Origin of the sequence: Paraneptunicella aestuarii (assembly GCF_019900845.1) — a bacterium.
In the GTDB taxonomy this organism is placed as follows: Bacteria; Pseudomonadota; Gammaproteobacteria; order Enterobacterales; family Alteromonadaceae; genus Paraneptunicella; species Paraneptunicella aestuarii.
This window is the reverse complement of sequence record NZ_CP074570.1, coordinates 926,841-948,769: the sequence shown is the minus strand read 5'-3', so window position 1 is coordinate 948,769 and position 21,929 is coordinate 926,841. Positions and strand designations below refer to the sequence as shown.

The following is a 21,929-nucleotide window of genomic DNA, read 5'->3' as shown; positions in this document are numbered from 1 at the left end:
GGCTTCGTTCACTCTGTTACCTGAAAAAGAAATAAGTTACGGAATAAACCAGTAATAGTCCCCGGTATAGCCCACATCTTTAAAGAACTGCTTCCAATCATCAACATGCATAATGGTTTTCGCCGTTAATGCCCATTGCATCATGCGTTCTTTTTCTTCGTCATTACGATATGCGTCAACCGTAATAAAGGCTTTGCCGGAATCTTTGGTGACTCGCATGATTTCCTGCAAGGCTTTCGCGCATTCATCACGCTCCAGATTATGAACCGTGTTGATACTGATTACCGCATCGAACTCGTTGTCTTCATAAGGAAGCGCTTTAGCATCTCCAACGGTCAGGAAAGGTTTAACTTCTTCCTTGGCGTTCTCTATCGCATATTCGGAGATATCGATACCTGCAACCGTAATTCCAGGAACACCTTCCATCAAATCAAAAAGCGTGAATCCCTTGGCACAACCCACATCAAGAAAACGACTTTCGCTGGTTAAACCAAAATGCTGAACAAAATCGGGAATGACAGGCTGCCAAAAACGAGCGTTGTAGTTAAAACCGCCATAACCATAAAGGCGATCGCCATCGAAGAACTCTTTACCATATTGACGAGCAATGGCTCTGACTTCTTCGGTCATAATTTCACTACGCCCTTTTGTGTCACGCTTACTTTTTGGATAGTTCTTTAACAGATCAATTTCCATTATGTTTCCCGTTTCAATTGTTAAAAAGCCAGACATTCACTGATGTCTGGCTAATCTAAAGATAAATACTGTCGTCGTTTAACTGCGTTTTAGTGCTTTTTGAAGAATATCATGCACTTCTGCATAACGCTCTTTAGCGGTGTGACTGCGTAACGTTCTTTCCTGACCTTTTTTAGCAATCTCCTTTGCTTTCTCAGGGTTATCAATAAGGTAGTTGGCCTTTTCGATACACTCATGCAATGAAGAGTAAGTAACTACTTCTGTGTCACGCTCAAACAAATCAGTCATGTTGTCACCATCATTGGTTAACAAACAGGCTCCGGCTCCCGTTGCCTGAAACACTCTCATAGCACCGATTTCGGAATACATAGTATCGGTGTGGCGCTGAAAGGTCACAAGCGAGTCATGCAAGGTTTGAAAGAAGTCATCCCCATAGACTGGCCTGTGTGCTGTTCCACGAGGTAGCAGATATCTTAAGGGTGATGTTGGCTTGGGATATTGACTATAATCCGCAGCTAAATCTTTATAGAAATGCTCTTTTAACGGAAACTCAACAAAAGGATTTGCATCCGATTCAGGATCTTGAAATGCGTCTTTGTCATCAACCCAGCACTCTAACGGCGTGTTATGAGCCAGTTTTAATAATTCCCAATAACGAGTTTTGTGCCCATCACCAAAACCATTCCCGGATGTACCAATAAAACTAAAAGGAATTTGACGCTCTGTTGGCTGCATACGCGCCAAAATTCGCTCATCCCAAAAATGGTATAACAAGTGCGTTTCACATCCCAATTCACTAAATGTTTTTTGAATATTGGGAAAGCCAGCAAGTACCAAAGTGTCTTTGGTAACAACATCCATACCATTTGGAAAACCTGAATGTACCGCAATTTTCTTGAGGTTAGGGATCTGATCCTTAATCGCATAGATGGCTTTGGGTGTAATTCGGGAAAAACTTTGAATATATACTACGTCAGGATTCAATTTTTTAAGCTGCGCTAAAACTATCTTTTCCTGCCAAAGTTCATCTGGTTCAAGATGCAGATCATTTTCCTTGGCCCACTGCTTTTGCAATCCCTCAACATCATAGACTATTTCTTCTACTTGATTGCCCAACTTACGCATTTCGTAAGCAAATACATCTGAGTAATTGTAATTGCCCGCCAGAATCTTTTCTAAATACTCATCATAGCTCAAACCCTGATAAGAGGGATCCGCAGCAATTTCCTGTCTAAGAGTAAGGCCAACAATAGGGGCAACCCTGACTACATGGTAATTATTCATTCATGCTCCAAATGGCAAAGCGCCAAATTCATCTAGCTTTCTAATATTCTATATCGTCTCAAACCTGAAATTCTTTGATTTTTATCCACCTTTGCATGTTAAAGAAATAACAGAGTTAGCATTTTCATTCCATTAGACATGCTTCACTTACATTTCTTTTATGGTGCTACCATTCTGTCGAAGAGTAACAAATCACAAAGAATTCAAATTTGGTTGCGACAAGTCGATACAGAACTCAGAATCATGCTCGTCACAAAAACATTTGCTTAGCGGATACTTAACAATGACTCAACTTGATACCCGATTCACAACTCATCATATAGGAGCTCGATATGGTAATGGCTCTTTTCCTGAATTGGGTAAGTTGGAGCAAGGGTTTGTAAAAGTGTTATACGATGCCGATGCCGAATGCATAGATGAAGCACAATCGTATAATCAAAATAGTGCCGCAGAAGTATTGGTCTTACCTTACTGTATCAGTGAATATAAGGGCTCACAGGTTCCTTTCAATATCAACCATGACCCGTTCACCAGTTCGCTATATGAACTCAATCCTGAATATGAAAACCATTACAGTTTTGTATACGGCTTTGATTACCCCTTGAAAGAATCCTTCAGTGTTAATGAACAGATCCTAATAGACACAGTCTCTTTAGATGAGCTCTTTGAAAGAGGTGCTGAATTTCCTCCTCCAGATTTCCTGTCCCTCGATGTCCAGGGAGCAGAACTGGATATTTTAAAAGGTGCGACCAAAACACTTAATGAAAATGTACTGGCCATTTGTCTGGAAGTTGAATTTGTACCGCTGTACAAAGAACAGAGCTGCTTTGGTGAAATATGTGAATATCTCGATGCCAAGGGTTTTACCTTCGCCAGATTCCTCGACCTCCACGAATATACACCTCATAGAGGATCCATTGGCACTCGAGCTAAAGGTTTTCACTCCTACGCAAATGCACTGTTTATCCGCAAAGTAGAAACTCTGGATAATCTGACAAACAGCTCATTGAAAACTCTCATGCTTAAAAAGCTGGCTTTTATTGCGTTAATTTATGATCAAATGGAATTCTCTGTTGCTTGCCTGAATCGCTGTACATCAACCGATGCGACTATAGATAAGCATTCATCCAAACCAGAATACTTGAAGCTTATAGATGAGCTAATCGTTGCAATTCAGCAACTGCCCAAGGTATACCCCACAACCTTTAAAAAGGTATTAAATAGCCCTAATGGAAAGAACTATCCTAACAAGGAATTCTTCACTTATGTTTATCAACTAGACAAAGTCATTCACTTCTTGTGCGAACAACTACAACAACAAAACAAACATTACTCCAGTATTGAAACCTTATTACGTGCTTATGGCTTGAACACACAAGCCGAACTACTCTGGGAAAACCGCGTAAAACAGTCACTATTCGATGATGAATTATCGAAAAATATCCTGAAAGAGTCGGGAGAAAGCGTGGCGTTTTTCTATGAGCTTATCCAATACTTAAAGCAGCATACCATCGCTTTTTCCAGCAATAGAGAACAACACTTAAATAATGCAATAGCCTGTATTACTGAATTCACCCAGATTGATCATTCTGCGAATAGAAAAGCCCTTACATACAGTATTGCATCATTTTTGAAAGCAGAAGCTCAACATGCAGTATCAAAAGAAGTATTTGAAGAGTTAAAAAACCTACTTGAAAAAGAACCGCAAAAGTCGCCTATTCTTGCTAATACCTATTTCCATTTGGGTGAACTGGAATTGCAGTCTGGACATAGTGACCAGGCAAAACACTATTTCCAACTATGCCTAAGCATTATTCCTGAACACGGCAAAGCCTCAGGCTATTTGCATAGCCTGAGTTGATATTTGAATATATTGATTTGGGCTGTTGGTATGAGCTAGGGCTTATGAATATAAGTATTAGGCTGTGCTTTTAACACATCGAAATTATCTCGCGCCCATTTGATGGTACGCTCAAGCCCTTCGTCCAAAGAGATTTGATCCTGCCAATCGAGCGTTTCGCGTAAGCGAGTGGCATCAAGTAGATAGGCTGCATCTTTGCCTAGACGATCGTCTGTTACTTCACAAACGTCTTCAAATTTAACGCCCATCATGTCGCAGATCTTCACTACCAGACCACGAATAGAAATCGTTTCCTTGGTAGAAATGTGATAAGTGCTGCCCACTTCGCCCTTTTCAGCAATTTTCAAGGTGGCATCCGACACGTCATCCATATGAATAAACGCACGCTCTGAATGACCGCCACCATGCAAAGGCAGTTTTTCACCCAGCAAAATGCACATAATGGTTTTAGGAATAATGCGATACAACTGCTGACCTTCACCATAAACATTGGCTGCTCGTGTGCTGATTACCGGAAAACCATGCACATCAAAAAAGGTTTTCAGGCTCATATCCGCCGCCGCACGCGATACCGCATAAGGTGTGCTGGGGTTGAACACATGGTCTTCTTTGACAAAGCCGGAACAACTGCCATACACCTCTGGCGTAGAAATATGAATGTAACGCTCCATGTAGTCTTTGTGACGCAATACATTGTGGAATTTCACCGTAGAAACCGCATTGGTCATAAACCAGTGTTCTGGGAATTCCCAGCTTTGTCCTACCATGCTTTGAGCTGCAAAATTGTAAATATGAGCAGGCTTTTCCTTATCCAGTAAGGCTTCTATTTCAGGTAGATGCTGGTTCAAATCCAGTTGATGAAATTGCAGGTTTTTAAGCTTGTCTGCACTCACCCATTTGTATGGCAGCAATGCATCAACCGGCTCTGCGGAACGGCTCATGGCAATGACTTCATAGCCTTGATTTAACAGATGCTGACAGAAATTAGCACCGGAAAACGAATTACTTCCAACAACACAGACTTTACGGGTCATGACATCTCCAATTCTGTCATTTTGAAACTAGCTTTATTTGGTATTCGGACATCAGCAGAAATAGCTAACTTGTAAATCATTTATAGGAAACTATAAGCAGCCCCTCAACCGCATGGAAGTGGCTGTGGAGCCTCCATGGAACGATACACGGCGAGTATGCGATAGTTTTCTATACATGACCTCGAATTAAACACATTTAACTATCCTTACTTCAACTTCTCAGCCATATACTGCATCAGCATATGCCCAACGATCATCTGCATATCTTCGGAGATCTGCATATCGTGAATGGCAAAGTGAATGGGCGTATCGGCCATTTGTTTCGCTTTGCCACCCGCATAGCCAAGAATCGCATAAGTCTTCATATTCAATGCCTTGGCTTGTTCCAGAGCATTTAGAATATTAGGGGAATTACCACTGCCAGAAAGCACAATCAGGATATCGCCCGCCTGACCTTTCACTTTTAATTGATGGCTATAGATATTGTCGTAACCAATATCATTCCCCAAGCAGGTCAATACAGCAGAATTTGCAGGCAAGGCTTCCACTCTTAAAGAAGCACCACCAGGTTCGATACCATACAAAAAATCATTGGCCAAATGCATGGCATTACCAGCGCTGCCGCCATTGCCACACAAAAACACCTGATTACCTGATTTCACGGCTTGTAACAGGTCTTCAGCTAATTGTTCAACAGGCGACCAGTCTGCATCATGCAATACAGACTCTAATCGGCTGACATACTGATGAATATGCTCGATCATGCTAAGTTCTGTTCCTGCATCCATTTTAGGTTATGGAAACGAGTCTCGTCTTTGAGTTCGCCAGATTGATAGGCATCGATAATCTCACTAATGGCAATCGATACCGACTTGTTCGGTCTAAAACCTGTCGCCAACAGCTTATCTGAATTAATGCGATAAGAACGAGGATCGTTAGATGGCGTCACGATAATTTCAGCGTGTTTACCATCCAGTTGCGACACTTGCTCAACCGCCATATTGGCGATATCCAAGATAGAGATATTCTCGAAACCAGCGTTATAAACACCGGTCACTTGTGGGTTCTGCAACAAGAAAACATATAAATCAGTAATATCATCGATATGAATATTCGGACGAGTCTGCTCACCGCCAAATACCGTAATCACGCCATTGGTTAATGCTTGCATGGTCAGCATGTTAACCGACACATCCAAACGCATACGCTTGGACAATCCACAAACCGTAGCAGGGCGAACAACCTGCACCACCATATCATCGGAATAGCTCAACAAAACTCGCTCGGAGACCATTTTGGTTTTGTTGTATTCAGAGATAGGTTCCAACGACAAATCTTCTGTGACCTGATCTTCATCTTTCACGCCATAAACGCTACCGGAAGAAGCGTAAACGAAATGCTTCACGCCACAACGCTTGGCTTTATCGGCTAACTGCATCGTCGCCAACGCGCTGACTTCCCAAGTCAGTTTGGGGTTTAGGTCGCCGCACGGGTCATTGGCGATAGAAGCCAAATGAACAATAGCGTCAACGCCATCAAGATTAATGCCGTGAGTGTCTCGCACATCATGCTTCATGACAGTCAGGTTGGGATGATCCGGCAGGAAATTACCAAACCATTGTGTATCCAATGCTACGACGTCATAGCCATTTTCCAACAGTTTAGGAACCAATACTGTTCCCTTATATCCACACGCGCCGGTCACCAATACTTTCATTTACGTTATCTCTTGTCTTATTTCTTACGGTAACTATGAATAATCATTTTGTGTCCAACACAGGCGTACATACCTATATTGGTGTATTCAATATCGAATTGCTCACAAATCTCATGCCAGGCTTTTTGTTCACCAAAGTGACGCGATGCCTTATTGCAATACCAGTTATCAAACAATAACTTGGCACCTTCAGAGAGCAAATTATTACTGAACAGATGGTACAACACATCGTAGGTCGACTCATACAAGTCACAGTCCAAATGCACAAAAGCAAAGCGTTTGTTGGCATCAATGGTGGTGAGTGTGTCTTTGTACCAGCCTTCGTAGATGTTAATTCTCTCTGGCGCAATAAACTGACTGCATAACTGTTTTAATTGCTGCGCATTCAAGCCTTTTGCGGTTCCTTCGCCCCAAGCCCCTGAAGCCACATGAGGAGAATCCAGATCCGGCGCTTTGGTTGAAGCAGGAAAGCCCTGAAAACTGTCGAACAGGCATAACTCTCTTGGCGTCATGTTATGCATGGTTTCGTGGTGCACAAAAAATTCAGAATAATATTTCATTGCATATGCAATCAATGATGCAGTATATCCTGTGCAAGTTCCAAACTCGGCGAAATCGCCTTCGACGGAAGACACATAAACATAAGCAACACTCTTGGCGATTTCCTTGTATACATCAGGAAACACAATGTCACTGCTTAATGAATGTTCAATAGCGGGAATTTGTTTCGTCCAAGGCAAATAGTAATAAAAGGCTCCCTCAACATGACTGAATTGCTCGAAGGGAATTCTTTCCAAAGTACGGGGTAACACTACCGACAATTGCTCAATGTCAAACCCTTGCCGCAAGCAAACTGGTGCAATATCGTCGACATAAGTGGAACAGATAACAATATGGGTAATTCCGTGCTCAACGACTTGTTCTGGTGATAAAACAGGCTTGCCAGCAAATTCTCCGGTCTTACTTGAATCAATAAAATAATCAACCGAGATACCGGTATTTTCAATATCAAGATATCGCTGAGCTAATGATCCGGTTCCCCAAATTGCCAACACTGTTTGTGTACTCATTGATCTCGTTACCATCTCTTATCTGTTTCAATTTCATCGTGCTCATCTCGTATCCAATGAGCACGAGATAAAGATTATTTGTCGCTAGCAGACGATGCTTCAATCTCTGCAACCAAACGCTCAAAACTTTCCTGAATCACTGGAGCGTCATCATCTGCCCATACCAGTTTTTGCCATTGATTCGCCCCGGCAAAGTCACCTCCTATGGTGAACCCTCTGTCGATAAAGGACTGAGTTGATGTGTGGGCATAGTCTTCTGTCACCTGCTTGTACATGATGTAGCGGCAAGTTGGACTTAACGCACACAAATGCATTGGTCCATTATTCACGCCCAAATTGACATAGCTCAGTTCATAGATCGCCATACGAAGCTCAACATTGAAACAGGCTTCGGTGAAGACTGCGGCTCCCGTATCAGCGATAAATGCCATCAATGATTCAGACCAACTATTATCTGTATCGGGCAAAATCAGAGGAAAATAAGTATTTTTATCTAATTGCTGAATAAACGCCTGCCATTCAACCAGATTACTATTACGGGCTGGTTTGATATCTGACTCTCGCAAAGTAATGCAAATCACCTTCTTGCGCTCACCATTAGCTGCAATAGGATTAACATTATCAAGAAACTGCTGAACCAAATTTCTCGCTTGCTCTGATGCCTGCAAACGAGAAACATCGTTAACCAATTGCGTCACCTTAAACAGGTTATCAAATTCCCAACATGCCGTCGGCTTAGTGACTTGGTAGTCTTCCGGGAAAATATGCTTGGCCTGTTCAAACAAAGAAATCGCTTCTTGACGAGTGCTGGTAAAACTAAAACCACTGCAAGTCGGTAATAAACCACAGGACTGAGCCAAAATCTGGCGCTTACGCCAAACATGCTCTTTGGTGGAAATAATGCCACGAGCCGCCACATTAAAATCGTTGTTCGAAGCATTCACCACTACCACATGCACTGCATCGCACTCAGCTTTTTCTCGCGCCATGTCAGCAAGGCATAAAAAGCCTAAAACGTCATAGGTGGTTCTGGCTACGTCAAGGTCGTAGAAGGCATACAAAATATTGTCGTTAGATAACTCTTGATGTGAAACCAATGCATCGGGGTGATCACATGCCACAACTCGGTTCTTATTATGCTGGAACCAAAGAATCTTCTCTTTCGCCACACCACTATTCATAAGGCGCTGTGAAATATCGGTAATGGCCCATGACGCAACTACAATAAAGTCGCAATCAATTTGCGAGATGTCTTGCAAAGGAAAACAAGGAAAGTGTTGAAACAGAGGGGCATTCACCTGACCGTCAGTCACACCCACAAGATTAAGCGCCTGTTGATGCTGCTGAATAAAATAAACAGCCGATGAGCCTGTTCCGTAAAGCAGTACCTTGGCTCCACCCGGAATATCAGCCGCTAAATCCTTGTTGGCTTTATGCTCAACCATTATTCAATAGCCTTCACGATACTTAGCACACTATCCAGACCATCCTTAATCTGCTTGATTTTGTCAGAGTCCAGATTCGATAACGCACGCTTTACTTCAGTGGTTGAAATGCTGGGAGTGCGATCCAGATAAACGACCTGGCACAGATCCGCTAATTCGTCGAACTTGCCTTTCCAGTCTGAGCCAATACCAAAAATATCAACCTGATACTGCTGAATATCCTGCGCTTTCTGTTCCCAGCTTTGTTCCGGGATAACCAAATCAACACAAGATAAAGCGGCGATAATGGCAGCCCGCTCTTCGTAACTGTATACGCTACGTTTACCTTTTAGTGCATTGAATTCATCGGTGGAAACTGCAACGATCAACTTGTCGCCCATTGCTTTTAGGCGCTGTAGCATTTTCAAATGACCGATATGGAACAAATCGAAGGTTCCATAGGTGAGCACCGTTTTAGGATGTGATGAAGAGATAGCAGAGTTATTATTGTTATTGTCTGTCATAAGGGTGAGTGTACCTTAAACCGCGTCTCAGGCCAGCACTATTCAAACACGGTGGCATTTTTTAGCATACCTAAATGCCAATCTTTGACCGGCGTTCGCCAGTCACCATAGTGCCGTTCCAAATAACCTTCCACATCTGAAGGAATAGATAATTGCCAGCCTTTAAATTCAAACCTTGCGGTTTCCTGCAAATGGCAACTCGGCATACGAATACCGCGAGAAGACAACACGTAATCCATGGTATCGCCATCAATATATTTCAGGAAAATATCCAACATGGGCAAGCCCGCACTGTCGTTTTCACACTTCAATTTGAGGCCACGAACATCACCGATAGAAACTGCTCCGAAATTTTGATTAGCCAAGTGTTCTGCCACTTGCCAGGATTCACCCGTGATTTCCTGTAGTTGCTCCAGGCAATCTAATAATGCTTGTTTTGCCAGCAGAGTAAATTCCGACGACACGGCGATATCCAGATCATCATCCCAAGGAATTAACCCTCCATCCCGGTAGACTCCCAATAGCGTCCCGGCATCGACATGGTAAGGAACCTGATTTTTTTCCAACGAATCACACACGGTAAACAGGATTTGTTCTGCGGTTTTAAGTGTTTGTTCGCTATCGCCCATGGAAATAGGTTTGATGTATGAAGTAGGTAGCACTTGAACTTTGTCTTCTGGTAATCCCAGTTCATTCACCAACTGTTTTTGAATTTGCTCGAAGAACTCACTGGCAATAAACACTTTGTCTGGATTGAAAGACGGGATATCAACAGGAACTATAACCGGTACGCCTTTTAAGGTTGAACCCGCTTTTTCTACAGAATTATCGGCATAGGCAAGAATATGATATTCGCTGGAAAGCTTGTCAAAGGCACTGCTGCCGGACTGACTGGCACCAAAAATAATAGCCGTTATTTGTTGTGACTGTTGCTCTTTCATTTCCGTACGTGTATCCGGATTCAATATCAATTTAGGCGTTAAAATTTAGTCTTAGGTTTAGTCTTAGATTTAGGTCTGAATAGTGATTTTACGGCTCAGTTGCTGTAACAAATCGTAGCCGTCCCAAACGGGGTCAAAATCCAGCGCTTGCCCTATGGGCACAATTCTATCTACTGCTGTTATCGGCGTTGTTGCAAACAGCTTTATTAATTCTTTGTGATCAATGCCCCACACACTAACCGTCTGGCAACGTTCTTCCAGAAACTCTGGCAGCTCTTGCAAAGAATTAATGTGCAATAGGAAGTACAGGCCACTTCCCGTATGCCAATTGAAAATCTGCTCACTAATTTCCGTGATATCAAGTGCAGTAATCGCATCACTAAATCTAACATTGCCAGCCAATCCCCAGGCTTGAGCAAGTTGACTGGTAATCAGATGATTATTCTTTTGGCTGATTTCACGAGCTTCTTGCAGGGCATGCTGGTTTATCGCTTCTAACAATTCGGTCAGATTCGAGACATGCTTGTCTCCATTTTCATCTTCGCCCAGCCAGACTATAGCCTTGGGCGACGAGCAAGCCATTTGACCAAAAGGAATGGTGTCGCGCCAAAGCTTTTCCGCTACCGACTGAATCGTCTCCTTGCTATCCAGTTTGGCAACATCAATCAAACTCAGTGAATAGCGGTCAGCAAAGCTGATATCCCGGGTACGAGGCTTGGCTGAAATATGACGGATAGCCATAACCGCTTCATCGCCGCCCCATAAGACCCGCGCATCGGCATTGGCCGATAACAAAGCGGTTGTAGTGTCGTCATGAGGATAGTAAATAAAACCATTTCGTTTAGCGATAGGATGAAATTCAGGAAGCAAGTACAGTTCGTTAATCAATGCCAGCAAGGCTTGCTTTAAAGGCGACTCCTGGCTGGAAAGTCTGACGAGATTGACATTTCCCATCAGCAACGAGCACACCCAACTGTAAACAAACATGGTATCGACATTCGCCGGAGTAAAATGCAGAACTCGTCCAATCGGCTGGATAAACACATCATCCTGCGATACTTGCATGCGGCTTTGAAATTGCTTTAAACGGCTTTCTCTCAACCAAAAGCCAAGCGCCACCAGCTCAGGCTCGGAACGCTTCAACAGCTTCTTGGAAAAGGCTTTTAGAAAAGCCAGAATGTCTTCTGAAAACGGAGACAAAGGGGCTTGTTGCAACAAACAATGCGCCGGGCAGCTGTCACCATCATTAATGACGTCTGCCACCGACGATGGCGTCAAATATTCGATAAGTTGCTTAGACTGGCTGATGAGTGTCACTACAACCTCGCGTTTCAGTTTTGGGTAAACGTCCTTCGACCTGAAAATATTTGCCAGCTCGACCACAAGGGCAATCGTCCACGCCTAACAGCTTGCCTAAATCTTCAGTGAGAAGACTGTGTCCGGGATAACTGGTCGGTAATGCAGATAGCACCTGAATAATCCCGCTTTCACCGACACCAACAGGTTGTAAAGAATAAGGGTTACGTATGATAACGTCAGCAAATAGTGGCGAATGTAAATGACCCTGTTCACATTCAACAAAGATAGAGCCAACCTGCTCAGCCATGCCGTAAAAATTGTGTACATTCAACACGCCCAGCACGTCTTTCACTTCGGATTTAAACTCTTCGTTCCCTACTTTTTCCGATTCCAGCTTCTTCCAGCCACCGCTATGCAATAACACTCCATGAGGCAGGGAAAAGCGTCGCTTTTGCTGGCGTAGAGCTTGTACAAAATACTTCCACACCATGAAGGTAAAGCCAAAAATCAAAACCGGTTGCGCTTGATGCTTCTCACAAAAGGCGTCAATGACAGACCAATCCGGCTGCATATTGTCATCTAAAGCATAAGTGTGATTACGTCCAAAAATAGATAAACCCTGAATACCCGCACCACGAGCGCTGTAGCTGGACTTGTCTTTTAACACTGAGGGCGTATCAATAATCAACATAGGCAAACGATTTTTGCCCAAAAAAGCTTGTAAGATCTTCACCAACACCTTGGATTGTCGAGCACTGGTATCTCTATCAAGCACCACTTTCGCTGGAGTTTGCGTTGTTGTACCTGATGAATATAAGGTTTTGAATACTTGCTCGTTAGGAACACTCTGCAAGGTTAAATGCTTAAACAATCGCACCGCCATGTAAGGTAATTCTTCCAGAGTGGCTACAGGGTGAGAACCTTGATGCTGGAACATATTGAAATATGCAGGACAATCCTGCATATGATGGCCATGCAGTAGATTGAGAATATCAAGTAGTAGCTTAGACTTATGTTCTTGAGGCACCCCATAAACTGGCTTATCCAACAAAGCATTGAACAGGGTTTCGTAATGCAACTCGTCTTGAGGAATATTATCTGCTGACTTCATATTTACTCTTTAAGCTAGCGGATTTTCAACGAGCTGCCATTGAATAAACGGGTAACAGCTTGATAATCAGCCTTGCCATTGGCGGTAACAGGTAGCTCTTCTACAGCCTTCACTTTGACTGTTGAATGGTGAATGTGTAATTGAGTTGAAACCTGCTTTATCAATGCTTTTTCATCCAGTTTATTATCATCCAAAGCTGTGTGAGTCACGGCTAATTGAATTTGATTGTCCTCTCCAACAACATAGCAATCAATTCCGGCTTTACGCAACATTTGCTCCACTTCATCCAGAGAAATACGTAAACCAAACACTTTAATAAAACGCTTTAAACGCCCAACGATGAAAAAATCGCCATCCTCATCAAAATAAGCTAAATCACCAGTATGCAACTGTTGCAGCGGTGTGATTTGCTTCAAATCTGCTTCCGACTCAACATAGCCCAACATGACATTATCACCACGATATACCAACTCACCTTGTTTATTGGGTTCGGATATTTCATCGCCTTGCTCATTCACCAAAGTTAGCCTGCCGCCAGGAATCGCCTTGCCAATAGTTTCGGGCTTGTTTGCCAGCACATCAGGTTCCACATAGGCCATACGTGCTGTCGCTTCGGTTTGACCATACATGACGAAGAACTTTTTATGATGTGCTTGTGCGTAATCATTCAAAACTTTGACCCGTTTGGCTTGTAGCTTGCCACCAGCTTGGGTGAAATAACGCAAAAATGGCAACTCTTGCTTGGTTAAGCCCAATCGCAACAGCATTTCATAGGAATAGGGAACACCACCAAAACTGGTTATTTCGGCCTTATCCAAAATATCCCAAAATTGTCGATCAACCACCGACACATTGCCCATGAAAATACATGCGCCTGTCAGTAAGTGACTATTAATTATCGACAAACCATAAGAATAGTTAAAAGGTAAAGTGGTAATAGTGGTATCAGCTTGGTGAATAGGCAGGTACTGACAAATACTTTGAGCATTGGCTTGAAGGTTCGTTGCACTCAGCGCCACCTGCTTGGGAGAGCCGGTAGAACCGGAAGTTGAAAGCATAACCGCAATGCGTTTATCGAATTGGCGAGGCGCTTGTAGAACCTCCAGATTTTCAAACCGCGTTATGTTTCCGCCTTGAATAAGGCAATCGGGATGATAAGTCTGTTGCAACCCATTAAGTTGTTCTTCAGAAATATTCGCATCCAACAGTATGGCAATGTGTTGGCTACGCAAACAGCTCAAGTAGGCAATTAGGCTTGCTGGTGAGTTATCAACCAGCACAAAACATAAACCTCTTGTTTGGGGTAATTGTTGGGAAAAATCGTTGCAACGTCTTTCCAGTTCAGAATAGCTTAACGCTGCAATAGCTCCATCGTCTTGTAAGACTTTGATTGCCGGAGAATCATCAAATCGTTGCAAGTCATTATAAAACTCTGGCAAATCCGGTTTCCTCGTTAAAAACAGGCGGCACCGTCTACGCCAAGAAGCTGCCCACTGACGTAAGTCGCTTGATCAGATAATAAAAAGCCTATTGCGCTTGCCACTTCCATCGCTTTGCCAGCGCGATTTTGCAATGAAACCCGGGTCATTAAGGCTTCTCGAATTTCCCCCTGATAATGTTCTGTCATATTGCTTTCGATGAAACCAGGGGCAACACCATTCACTCGAATACCAGCGCCCCCCATTTCCTTGGCAACCGATTTAGTCATTGAGCCAAGTGCTCCTTTGGTTGCGGAATAGGCAACAAAACCAGCGGCACCTCGCTCCCCAACATAAGAGCAGAGATTAACAATGCAGCCACTTTTATAGGGCAGCATGACCTTACAAGCCAATTGCATATGATGGAAGGCCGACCTTACGTTGACTTGCATAATGCGATCAAAATTGTCGAGGGAGGTTTCCAAAAAAGCCCCCTCTTCAAGCAACCCGGCATTATTTACCATGCCATGCAATTGACCGGACTCTTCGGAAATTATAGAAAAAGCTTTTTCGGCTTGTGCAGGTTCAGATACGTCATAGGGAAGGAAATGCACATTTCCTGTCAAGATTTCACTAGTAGAAGGAATAAGAGATTCATCGAGCACATTAGCGTAAACCTTCGCTCCTTGCTCCAAACAATACTTAGCAGTTGCTAATCCAATACCACTGGAAGTTCCAGTTACGAAAATCGTTTTATCCTTTAGAATCACATCTCAACCCCATATTTGATCAATATTTCCTTTGCCTTTGCGACGGAGCTCATATCAATAATATCGTCAGTGTCCAGCATAATGTCGAACACATCCTCAAGCTCCGCGATGAGTACCATGTGAGCAGTAGAATCCCACTCAGGGATGGTATTATATGCCAATTGCTCAGTCACTGCACTGTTATCAATGTTGAGTGCGGTTGCAAATGCTTCAATTAACTTGTCTTGATTTTCTTTAGTCATGATTATCTTGATAAAAGTCTTTTTAATGGCTTGCTCACTTTTTCATAGTTGAGCTTGTCCAATTCAATTTCCACCAAATCTCCATCCTTGATAACCTGATAGCCTAATTTTTGGTTGTAATTCAACGCAGCAATATTGTCCTTTTTTACAACTGCTCTTAATTTTTGTGCCATTAAAGTGTCAAAACAGTAATCATTTAACAACAAAGTCGGTGCGAAGGCCAACAAATTTGCCCGGTACTTGTCATCGTAAATATATAAGCCTGGCTCTATGACTTGTGCGTTTTGCAAGGCATCACCCGAGATTACTTTCAGGTTAGCGGCACCGATGGGCGCATCCTTATAGTAAATAACGAACTGTAAGTGCCGAGGATCGTTATTAATCTTTTCGAACCAGGCTTGCTGCTGCTCTGGCGTAATTTGAGATTGGGATAACATAAACTGCTGGATCTTGGGATCGTTTCGCCACTGGCGAACCATTTCCAGATCTTCCCGACGTAATTGCATCAATTTGACGTGATATCCTTGTAGTTCCATTTCACACCTGTTTTAGCAAAATATCCAATAGCGCCGTGCCATCATTTATGCGGCTTTCCCTGGCTTTTTTGTGCATCAATTGCAATGCCTCATTATCTTGCCACAATTTGGTGACATCATTGGCGATAGATTGTAGATTTTGAGAAGTGTTTCCCAATTCTCGCAGATCAAACATTTGACACCAACCTTGCTTAACCGCTGAATCTGTTGCCGGGAATTGGTTATCCGCAACCACTACCAATATTGCAGGGGTCTCACAGGCTTGTAATTCATACTGACTAGAGCCCGCAGCCGAAACCACCAGGCGCGAATGGCAAAAGACCTCAGCCACTTGCTGGCAATTTGGCATGTGCTGAATCGCAAACCGGGAGTCGGCGATGACATGTTGCAGTTCATCATTGAAAGGATAAGCTGCGCCAGTCATCACTCTAATCGGGCATTCCAGATCCGTAGATTCAAGCGCCTGTAATAACCGAATAGTGAGATTAGCCACATCACTGCCCCCAAAGACCAGTGTTAACGTATGACGTTGAGACCAGGATGTATCGGGCAACACAGTGAATTCTCGGCGTAACACCCGATATTCTTCACCCAGGCATAAAATGGCATCCGGCGCTGTTTTTTCATACCCCAAATTTCGAGCTTCAGGTGCTGAATTAATGACAATGTCGGCATGTAACATACCCGAACTGTTGGTGTCATCAAATAAAACCAAGGGCAGCCCCAGCGTTTGTTTAATGGCTAAACGATAGTGTTCATCAAACTGATAGCCATCCAAAATCAATAAACAGGCTTCCAGTTCTTGCGCTTTAATCCATGCGCTCTCTTCTTCAAGAGTAATATGCTCGGGTATGACTAGCGTTTGCCCAACCCAATCGTGACGCGATAAACAGATGGGGCGAGTTTCCGCACGAATAATGAATGTCACTTCAACATGGCATTCATCCAGCGCCTGAGCCAAAGCCAAACAACGCATAAGATGCCCCACTCCAATATGGCGCGAAGCATCAACCCGGATTAATACAGTCATGATTCTGTGATGTGTTGCCAGTTTAACGGCGTGCCTTTTTTCAAGTCGCAAGCAGCCACTTGCCCTAGCACGACATCAAGATGTTTGGGAGCCAAGCCAAAAGCCGGGCGAACAACGCGTAAATTTTCTTTGCTTAGGCGCTGACCTTTTTTGATATCTTCGGCGACATAAATAGATCGACGATATTGTTTCGATTTCTCTTCGGCTTGAGAACCACCATAAGTCACCTGCCCCATGGCTTGCCAGGCTCGTTTACTTTCCTCAACCAGAGATTTAAGTTCTGTTGGCTCAATGGAAAAAGCGGCATCAACGCCCCCCGCATTGCGATCCAGCACAAAGTGTTTTTCGATAACGCTTGCGCCTAATGCAACACTGGCAACCGAAACGCCGATTCCAGCCGTGTGATCAGATAGTCCAACCTGACACCTAAAAGCGTCTCTTAAATGAGGAATGGTATTCAGATTAGTATTCTCGGGCGACGCAGGATAAGTGCTGGTGCATTTAAGCAAGACAATATCGTCACAACCAGCTTGCTTAGCCGTTTTCACCGCTTCTTCGATTTCCGACAGCGTAGCCATCCCGGTAGACATAATTAAGGGTTTGCCTTTACTGGCTGCGGCACGGATCAGTGGAATATCGGTTAATTCAAAAGAAGCGATCTTGAAACAGGGAACGCCCAGTTCATCCAGAAAGTCGACTGCCGCCTCATCAAAAGGAGAACTAAACGCTAACATGCCCAGAGATTTAGCATGATCAAACAATTGCTGATGCCATTCATATGGCGTGGCGGCTTTGGCGTACAACTTATGTAAAGATTCGCCATGCCAAAGACTGTCTTTTTCTTTAATCAAAAACTCGTCAGAAGCCACATCCAACGTCATGCTGTCGGCAGTATAGGTCTGCAATTTAATTGCATGAGCTCCGGCTTTCGCCGCTTCATCAATCATTTGCATAGCAAGAGATAAGTCTTGCCCATGATTGCCACTTAACTCAGCAATAATAAAAGGCTCTCTGGCACCAACCAGAAAGCCTCCAATGTTCACCGACTGTGTTTGCATACTCATAAATGCAACTATTCGTTTACTGCTTGTTGTTCTGAAAAGATAGACTTCACGCTCTCTACCAGTTCTTCTGCTGAAATCGCTTCTTCACTTGGGTCAGTGGCAAAATCAGGCATCAGCGTGCGAGGGTCAACAATACCGCTGATCACCAAACTGGGGCAGCCTACTGTTGTCGCCAACCACTGCGGCGCTGACGGGACCGTGATAAGCAAATCAGAAGCTTTCAGTTTCGATAAGGTTTTGCGCATTGGCTGACTGCCATCGAAGCCGCTCCACACTTCAAACCCTTCTTTTTTCAGTAAGGCTTCCAATTTGTCGCCATAAGGATAATTACGCTCTTCGGTACGAGCACTGGTGGCTAAGGCAATGACTTTCTTACGACCACGCATTTTATTCAAGCGCTCATTAGCTGGAACATCGATCTCCATGTCCATTTCAATATCGGAAAAGCCGCAGCAAGAACGTAAAAAGAATTCAGGATAGCCGTAATCCGGAAGTTTTCCGAACTCCCACCAAGGGCTGTGCCAGCGAGGCATCGACATAAATGAGCTTTCAATATATTCCGAAGGATCATTCACATACTCAGGCTTGAGCGTTTGATTCTGAAATCCATCAATGATTTCCTGAAGAGAAATACTGAGATAATTACCGCTCACGGTTTCACCAACATCTTTCAGGAAACGAGCCAAAAAGCACGGCATAAACCAGGTATCCAGATTCACGATTTGAGTAAATGACTCGCCAATGATCACTTCAGCCAAACCTAAAAAGGCTTCAATCGCAGGTAAAAAATCATCGGGCCATTGGCCTTTTTCCATGCTGATGATGCGAACATCAGGTTCTGCCAGCTCAAGAATGTCTTTTCCTGCGGCATAGGTTAAAACCGTAATTTCGGCTTCGGGAAATTTCTTTTTGAAGTGACGGATCGCCGGGATGCCAATACAGGTAACATCCCCCAAACCCAACATACGGATCAACAAAATACGTTGTTGCGGAGCTGCATCATTCATCTGTTATACCCCCGCTTTATGTTTGTCAGCTTTATCGCCAACATAGGCTTTATACATTAGTTCGGCTCTAACCCAATCTTCATGAGTATCAATATCTTGAACCAAGTGCCTTGGTAAGACAACCGGAATACTGGCTTTTGAGAATATTGGCTCATCAGAAAGATACGCTTTGGTTGAGCCCCAATAGAATTGACCCGCATCATGATACGCTTCTTCCAAATCTTGAGAACGCTTCCAGATATCATTCGGATACATGGCTTCAACACCACCATCTTGTAATTTAATGGCACGTTGCACCGGAAAAGGAAACGATGTCACAGAAAAGGCAAACTGTTTGTCGGGGCTTTGTTGCAATGCCTCTAGCCCTTGACGTAAATACTCAGGTTGCAAAAAAGGAGCGGTGGCATAAATGCAGCAACAATATTCAGGTTCGAACATGTTCTCGATACAATATTCAATGGCATGGTTAGTCACCGGACGAGTACCAACAATATCATTAGATAAATGCTCAGGGCGCATAAAAGGTACGTCAGCACCAAATTCTTTGGCAATGCTGGCCACTTCTTCACTATCGGTAGATACGATGATTTTCTCAAACAAGCCACTTTCCTTGGCAGCTTCAATAGAATAGGCAATCAAGGGTTTATCACAAAACCGTCGAATGTTTTTTCCGGGGATACGCTTACTTCCCCCTCTGGCGGGAATAATGGCTAAATTCAACTTAGCACCTCTTTTAAGCTTTGCACGACATACTCTTGTTCTTCACGAGACAATGTCGGAAACAGAGGCAAGGTTAATGCCATCTTGTAATATTTTTCCGCGACAGGAAAATCTCCCGGCTTAAATCCAAGTTCTTGATAATAAGGATGAAGATGAATAGGAATGTAATGAACATTCACGCCAATTTGTTTTGCTTGTAAGGCTTGAAACACCTTTTTTCGATCGTGCTGCAACAGCTCAACCACATAAATATGCCAGGCACTGTCAGTATAGGCAGGCACTTCAGGTAATTTAAGCGGCAAAGCAGATAACGCTTCATCATAAAAGCGCGCTTGTTCGCGTCGCCGGGAGATAAAACCATCCAGCTTTTGTAGTTGCGAAAGGCCTAATGCAGCATGAATATCACTTAAGCGATAGTTGTAACCCAGTAGTTGTTGCTCGTAAAACCAACCTTCGCCTTCATGCTCCTCGCTATTAATTAAATCCTGACGAGTGATGCCATGTTTGGCATACAGCCCAAGCAGCTTGGCGTAATGAGCATTATTGCTGGTTACAGCTCCGCCTTCTGCGGTCGTCACCGCTTTAACCGGGTGGAAACTGAGAATGGTCATGTCAGAATATTGACAGCTGCCAATATTACGTCCTTGGTAGGTGGCACCCAGAGCATGCGCCGCATCTTCAATTAACACGATACCCAATGGCTGAGTTAACGCTTGAATTGCCTGCATATCGCAGGATGCGCCAGTAAAATGCACAACAACAATCGCCTTAGGCAAGCGATTATTTTGCTGAGCCAACGATAATTTAGCGCTGAGTTTATCTATACAGAGATTGCGGGTTACAGGGTCGATATCAACAAAATCGACATCCGCACCACAATAACGAGCGCAATTAGCTGAAGCAGCGAAAGAAATAGGAGATGTCCAAACCAGATCGCCTTGCCCAACGCCCGCAGCTAAACAGGCAATATGCAAAGCTGATGTACCACTATTAACAACAGTACAATACTCAGCGCCAACATAGTCACATATCGCTTTCTCGAATTTGGGCCCCATTTGTCCCTGAGTCAAAAACTGGTTTTCGAGCACATCAACAACAGCGTCAATATCAGACTGGTCGATACAATGTTTTCCGTATGGGATCATAACTTATACTCAATGAGTTAAGCAGTGCTTTTATCCAGCTCTCGCAATTCATCAATGTTGAGAAAATGAGGATTAGTACCTGAGTGGTACTCAAACTTGTCATCGACCCAATTACCCACTTCACCAAGATTATTCTTTTTATAATCAATATTTTTATCAAAGAAAGTGATGGGTGGTGTAATCACGTAGTGATCAGAGAATTCCAAAGAATGGTGCGCAACTTCTTCCGGTACCATAACTTCATGAAGCTTCTCTCCTGGTCGAATGCCAATAATTTCATATTTACACTCGCCCAACATGGCTTCCACCAAATCAATAATTCTGACAGATGGAATTTTGGGTACAAAGATCTCTCCGCCTTGCATTCGCTCAAAGTTTTTCACTACGAACTCAACGCCTTGAGCAAGCGTGATCCAAAAGCGAGTCATTTCTTTGTGTGTTACCGGCAATGACGTTTTGCCCTCGGCAATCAAGGAACGGTAAAAAGGGACAACTGAGCCCCTGGAACCCACTACATTGCCATAACGAACAACAGCAAAACGAGGACCTTTCGCACCAGAAATATTATTTGCAGCAACAAACAATTTGTCGGAAGCCAGCTTGGTTGCCCCGTATAAATTCACCGGGTTTGCCGCTTTATCGGTAGAGAGTGCAATCACCTTACGAACGTTACTTTCAATGGCAGCGTCAATAACATTTTGCGCTCCCATAATATTGGTTTTGATACATTCGTTAGGGTTATATTCGGCAGCAGGAACTTGCTTAAGCGCCGCGGCGTGGATCACTAAGTCCACTTCTCTCATCGCTGATTTCAAGCGATCCTTATCACGCACATCACCAATAAAATAACGCATGCAAGAATGGTCAAACTCTTGCTGCATCTCATATTGTTTCAATTCGTCTCGGGAATAGATGATCAATTTTCTGGGTTTATACTCAGCCAGAACTCTTGCTATGAATGCTCTGCCGAAGGAGCCTGTACCACCAGTTATCAAGATTGATTTATCATTAAACATTATTACCTACCAACTGCGGT

General features: G+C 43.5%; 22 protein-coding genes. 1 reads left to right on the top strand and 21 read right to left on the bottom strand.

Features of this window, described 5'->3' with window-relative positions:
• Positions 1-36: 36 nt before the first annotated feature.
• Both KIH87_RS03905 and KIH87_RS03900 read right to left on the bottom strand, forming a co-directional pair.
• Entirely contained in the window at positions 37-696 is a 660-nt protein-coding gene (locus KIH87_RS03905) for a class I SAM-dependent methyltransferase (protein WP_232360228.1), read from the bottom strand.
• Positions 697-774: 78 nt separating this feature from the next.
• Positions 775-1,980 carry a glycosyltransferase family protein gene (locus KIH87_RS03900; RefSeq protein ID WP_232360227.1) on the bottom strand — a complete coding sequence of 402 codons (1,206 nt, stop codon included), beginning with the start codon at positions 1,978-1,980 and terminating at the stop codon, positions 775-777.
• A gap of 283 nt (positions 1,981-2,263) precedes the next feature.
• Here KIH87_RS03900 and KIH87_RS03895 point away from each other — a divergent pair, with 283 nt between their 5' ends.
• Positions 2,264-3,841 carry an FkbM family methyltransferase gene (locus KIH87_RS03895; RefSeq protein WP_232360226.1) on the top strand — a complete coding sequence of 526 codons (1,578 nt, stop codon included), beginning with the start codon at positions 2,264-2,266 and terminating at the stop codon, positions 3,839-3,841.
• A 35-nt stretch (positions 3,842-3,876) separates the two neighbouring features.
• Here KIH87_RS03895 and KIH87_RS03890 read toward each other — a convergent pair whose 3' ends face one another.
• The 19 genes from KIH87_RS03890 to pseB all read right to left on the bottom strand — a co-directional run bounded on the left by KIH87_RS03890 (position 3,877) and on the right by pseB (position 21,909).
• Positions 3,877-4,875 carry a GDP-mannose 4,6-dehydratase gene (locus KIH87_RS03890; RefSeq protein ID WP_232360225.1) on the bottom strand — a complete coding sequence of 333 codons (999 nt, stop codon included), beginning with the start codon at positions 4,873-4,875 and terminating at the stop codon, positions 3,877-3,879.
• 206 nt (positions 4,876-5,081) lie between these two features.
• Positions 5,082-5,639 (bottom strand): SIS domain-containing protein, encoded by a 558-nt coding sequence (locus tag KIH87_RS03885; RefSeq protein ID WP_232360224.1) that lies wholly within the window; start codon positions 5,637-5,639, stop codon positions 5,082-5,084.
• Positions 5,636-6,592 (bottom strand): NAD-dependent epimerase/dehydratase family protein, encoded by a 957-nt coding sequence (locus tag KIH87_RS03880; RefSeq protein ID WP_232360223.1) that lies wholly within the window; start codon positions 6,590-6,592, stop codon positions 5,636-5,638. Before KIH87_RS03880 ends, KIH87_RS03885 begins: the two co-directional genes overlap by 4 nt.
• A gap of 17 nt (positions 6,593-6,609) precedes the next feature.
• A complete protein-coding gene (locus KIH87_RS03875) occupies positions 6,610-7,662 on the bottom strand; it encodes a TylF/MycF family methyltransferase (protein WP_232360222.1) in 1,053 nt (350 codons plus the stop codon).
• A gap of 74 nt (positions 7,663-7,736) precedes the next feature.
• Positions 7,737-9,107: a hypothetical protein gene (locus KIH87_RS03870; protein WP_232360221.1), complete on the bottom strand. Its 1,371-nt coding sequence runs from the start codon at positions 9,105-9,107 to the stop codon at positions 7,737-7,739.
• On the bottom strand, positions 9,107-9,610 hold the full coding sequence (locus KIH87_RS03865; protein WP_232360220.1) for an adenylyltransferase/cytidyltransferase family protein: 504 nt from the start codon (positions 9,608-9,610) through the stop codon (positions 9,107-9,109). Before KIH87_RS03865 ends, KIH87_RS03870 begins: the two co-directional genes overlap by 1 nt.
• A 38-nt stretch (positions 9,611-9,648) precedes the next feature.
• On the bottom strand, positions 9,649-10,551 hold the full coding sequence (locus KIH87_RS03860) for a LicD family protein (RefSeq protein ID WP_232360219.1): 903 nt from the start codon (positions 10,549-10,551) through the stop codon (positions 9,649-9,651).
• A gap of 69 nt (positions 10,552-10,620) precedes the next feature.
• Positions 10,621-11,868 (bottom strand): acyl-CoA reductase, encoded by a 1,248-nt coding sequence (locus KIH87_RS03855; protein ID WP_232360218.1) that lies wholly within the window; start codon positions 11,866-11,868, stop codon positions 10,621-10,623.
• Positions 11,846-12,961 carry a LuxE/PaaK family acyltransferase gene (locus tag KIH87_RS03850; protein WP_232360217.1) on the bottom strand — a complete coding sequence of 372 codons (1,116 nt, stop codon included), beginning with the start codon at positions 12,959-12,961 and terminating at the stop codon, positions 11,846-11,848. The genes KIH87_RS03855 and KIH87_RS03850 overlap by 23 nt, the downstream gene beginning before the upstream one ends.
• A 14-nt stretch (positions 12,962-12,975) precedes the next feature.
• Entirely contained in the window at positions 12,976-14,400 is a 1,425-nt protein-coding gene (locus KIH87_RS03845; protein ID WP_232360216.1) for an AMP-binding protein, read from the bottom strand.
• A gap of 14 nt (positions 14,401-14,414) precedes the next feature.
• A complete protein-coding gene (locus KIH87_RS03840; RefSeq protein ID WP_232360215.1) occupies positions 14,415-15,149 on the bottom strand; it encodes an SDR family NAD(P)-dependent oxidoreductase in 735 nt (244 codons plus the stop codon).
• Entirely contained in the window at positions 15,146-15,391 is a 246-nt protein-coding gene (locus KIH87_RS03835) for an acyl carrier protein (RefSeq protein ID WP_232360214.1), read from the bottom strand. The genes KIH87_RS03840 and KIH87_RS03835 overlap by 4 nt, the downstream gene beginning before the upstream one ends.
• Positions 15,392-15,393: 2 nt before the next feature.
• Positions 15,394-15,927, bottom strand: coding sequence for a GNAT family N-acetyltransferase (locus KIH87_RS03830; protein WP_232360213.1), 534 nt, complete (start codon positions 15,925-15,927; stop codon positions 15,394-15,396).
• Position 15,928: 1 nt separating this feature from the next.
• Positions 15,929-16,957 carry a UDP-2,4-diacetamido-2,4,6-trideoxy-beta-L-altropyranose hydrolase gene (gene pseG, locus KIH87_RS03825; RefSeq protein ID WP_232360212.1) on the bottom strand — a complete coding sequence of 343 codons (1,029 nt, stop codon included), beginning with the start codon at positions 16,955-16,957 and terminating at the stop codon, positions 15,929-15,931.
• Complete coding sequence (gene pseI / locus KIH87_RS03820; RefSeq protein ID WP_232360211.1) at positions 16,954-18,021, bottom strand: pseudaminic acid synthase; 1,068 nt, start codon at positions 18,019-18,021, stop codon at positions 16,954-16,956. The genes pseG and pseI overlap by 4 nt, the downstream gene beginning before the upstream one ends.
• An 8-nt stretch (positions 18,022-18,029) precedes the next feature.
• Complete coding sequence (locus KIH87_RS03815; RefSeq protein ID WP_232360210.1) at positions 18,030-19,028, bottom strand: glycosyltransferase family 9 protein; 999 nt, start codon at positions 19,026-19,028, stop codon at positions 18,030-18,032.
• 3 nt (positions 19,029-19,031) lie between these two features.
• A complete protein-coding gene (gene pseF / locus KIH87_RS03810) occupies positions 19,032-19,748 on the bottom strand; it encodes a pseudaminic acid cytidylyltransferase (protein ID WP_232360209.1) in 717 nt (238 codons plus the stop codon).
• The gene (gene pseC, locus KIH87_RS03805) at positions 19,745-20,893 is read right to left on the bottom strand and encodes a UDP-4-amino-4,6-dideoxy-N-acetyl-beta-L-altrosamine transaminase (RefSeq protein ID WP_232360208.1); all 1,149 of its coding nucleotides are present in this window, start codon (positions 20,891-20,893) and stop codon (positions 19,745-19,747) included. The genes pseF and pseC overlap by 4 nt, the downstream gene beginning before the upstream one ends.
• Positions 20,894-20,910: 17 nt before the next feature.
• On the bottom strand, positions 20,911-21,909 hold the full coding sequence (gene pseB / locus KIH87_RS03800; protein ID WP_232360207.1) for a UDP-N-acetylglucosamine 4,6-dehydratase (inverting): 999 nt from the start codon (positions 21,907-21,909) through the stop codon (positions 20,911-20,913).
• Between the last annotated feature and the right edge of the window lie 20 nt (positions 21,910-21,929).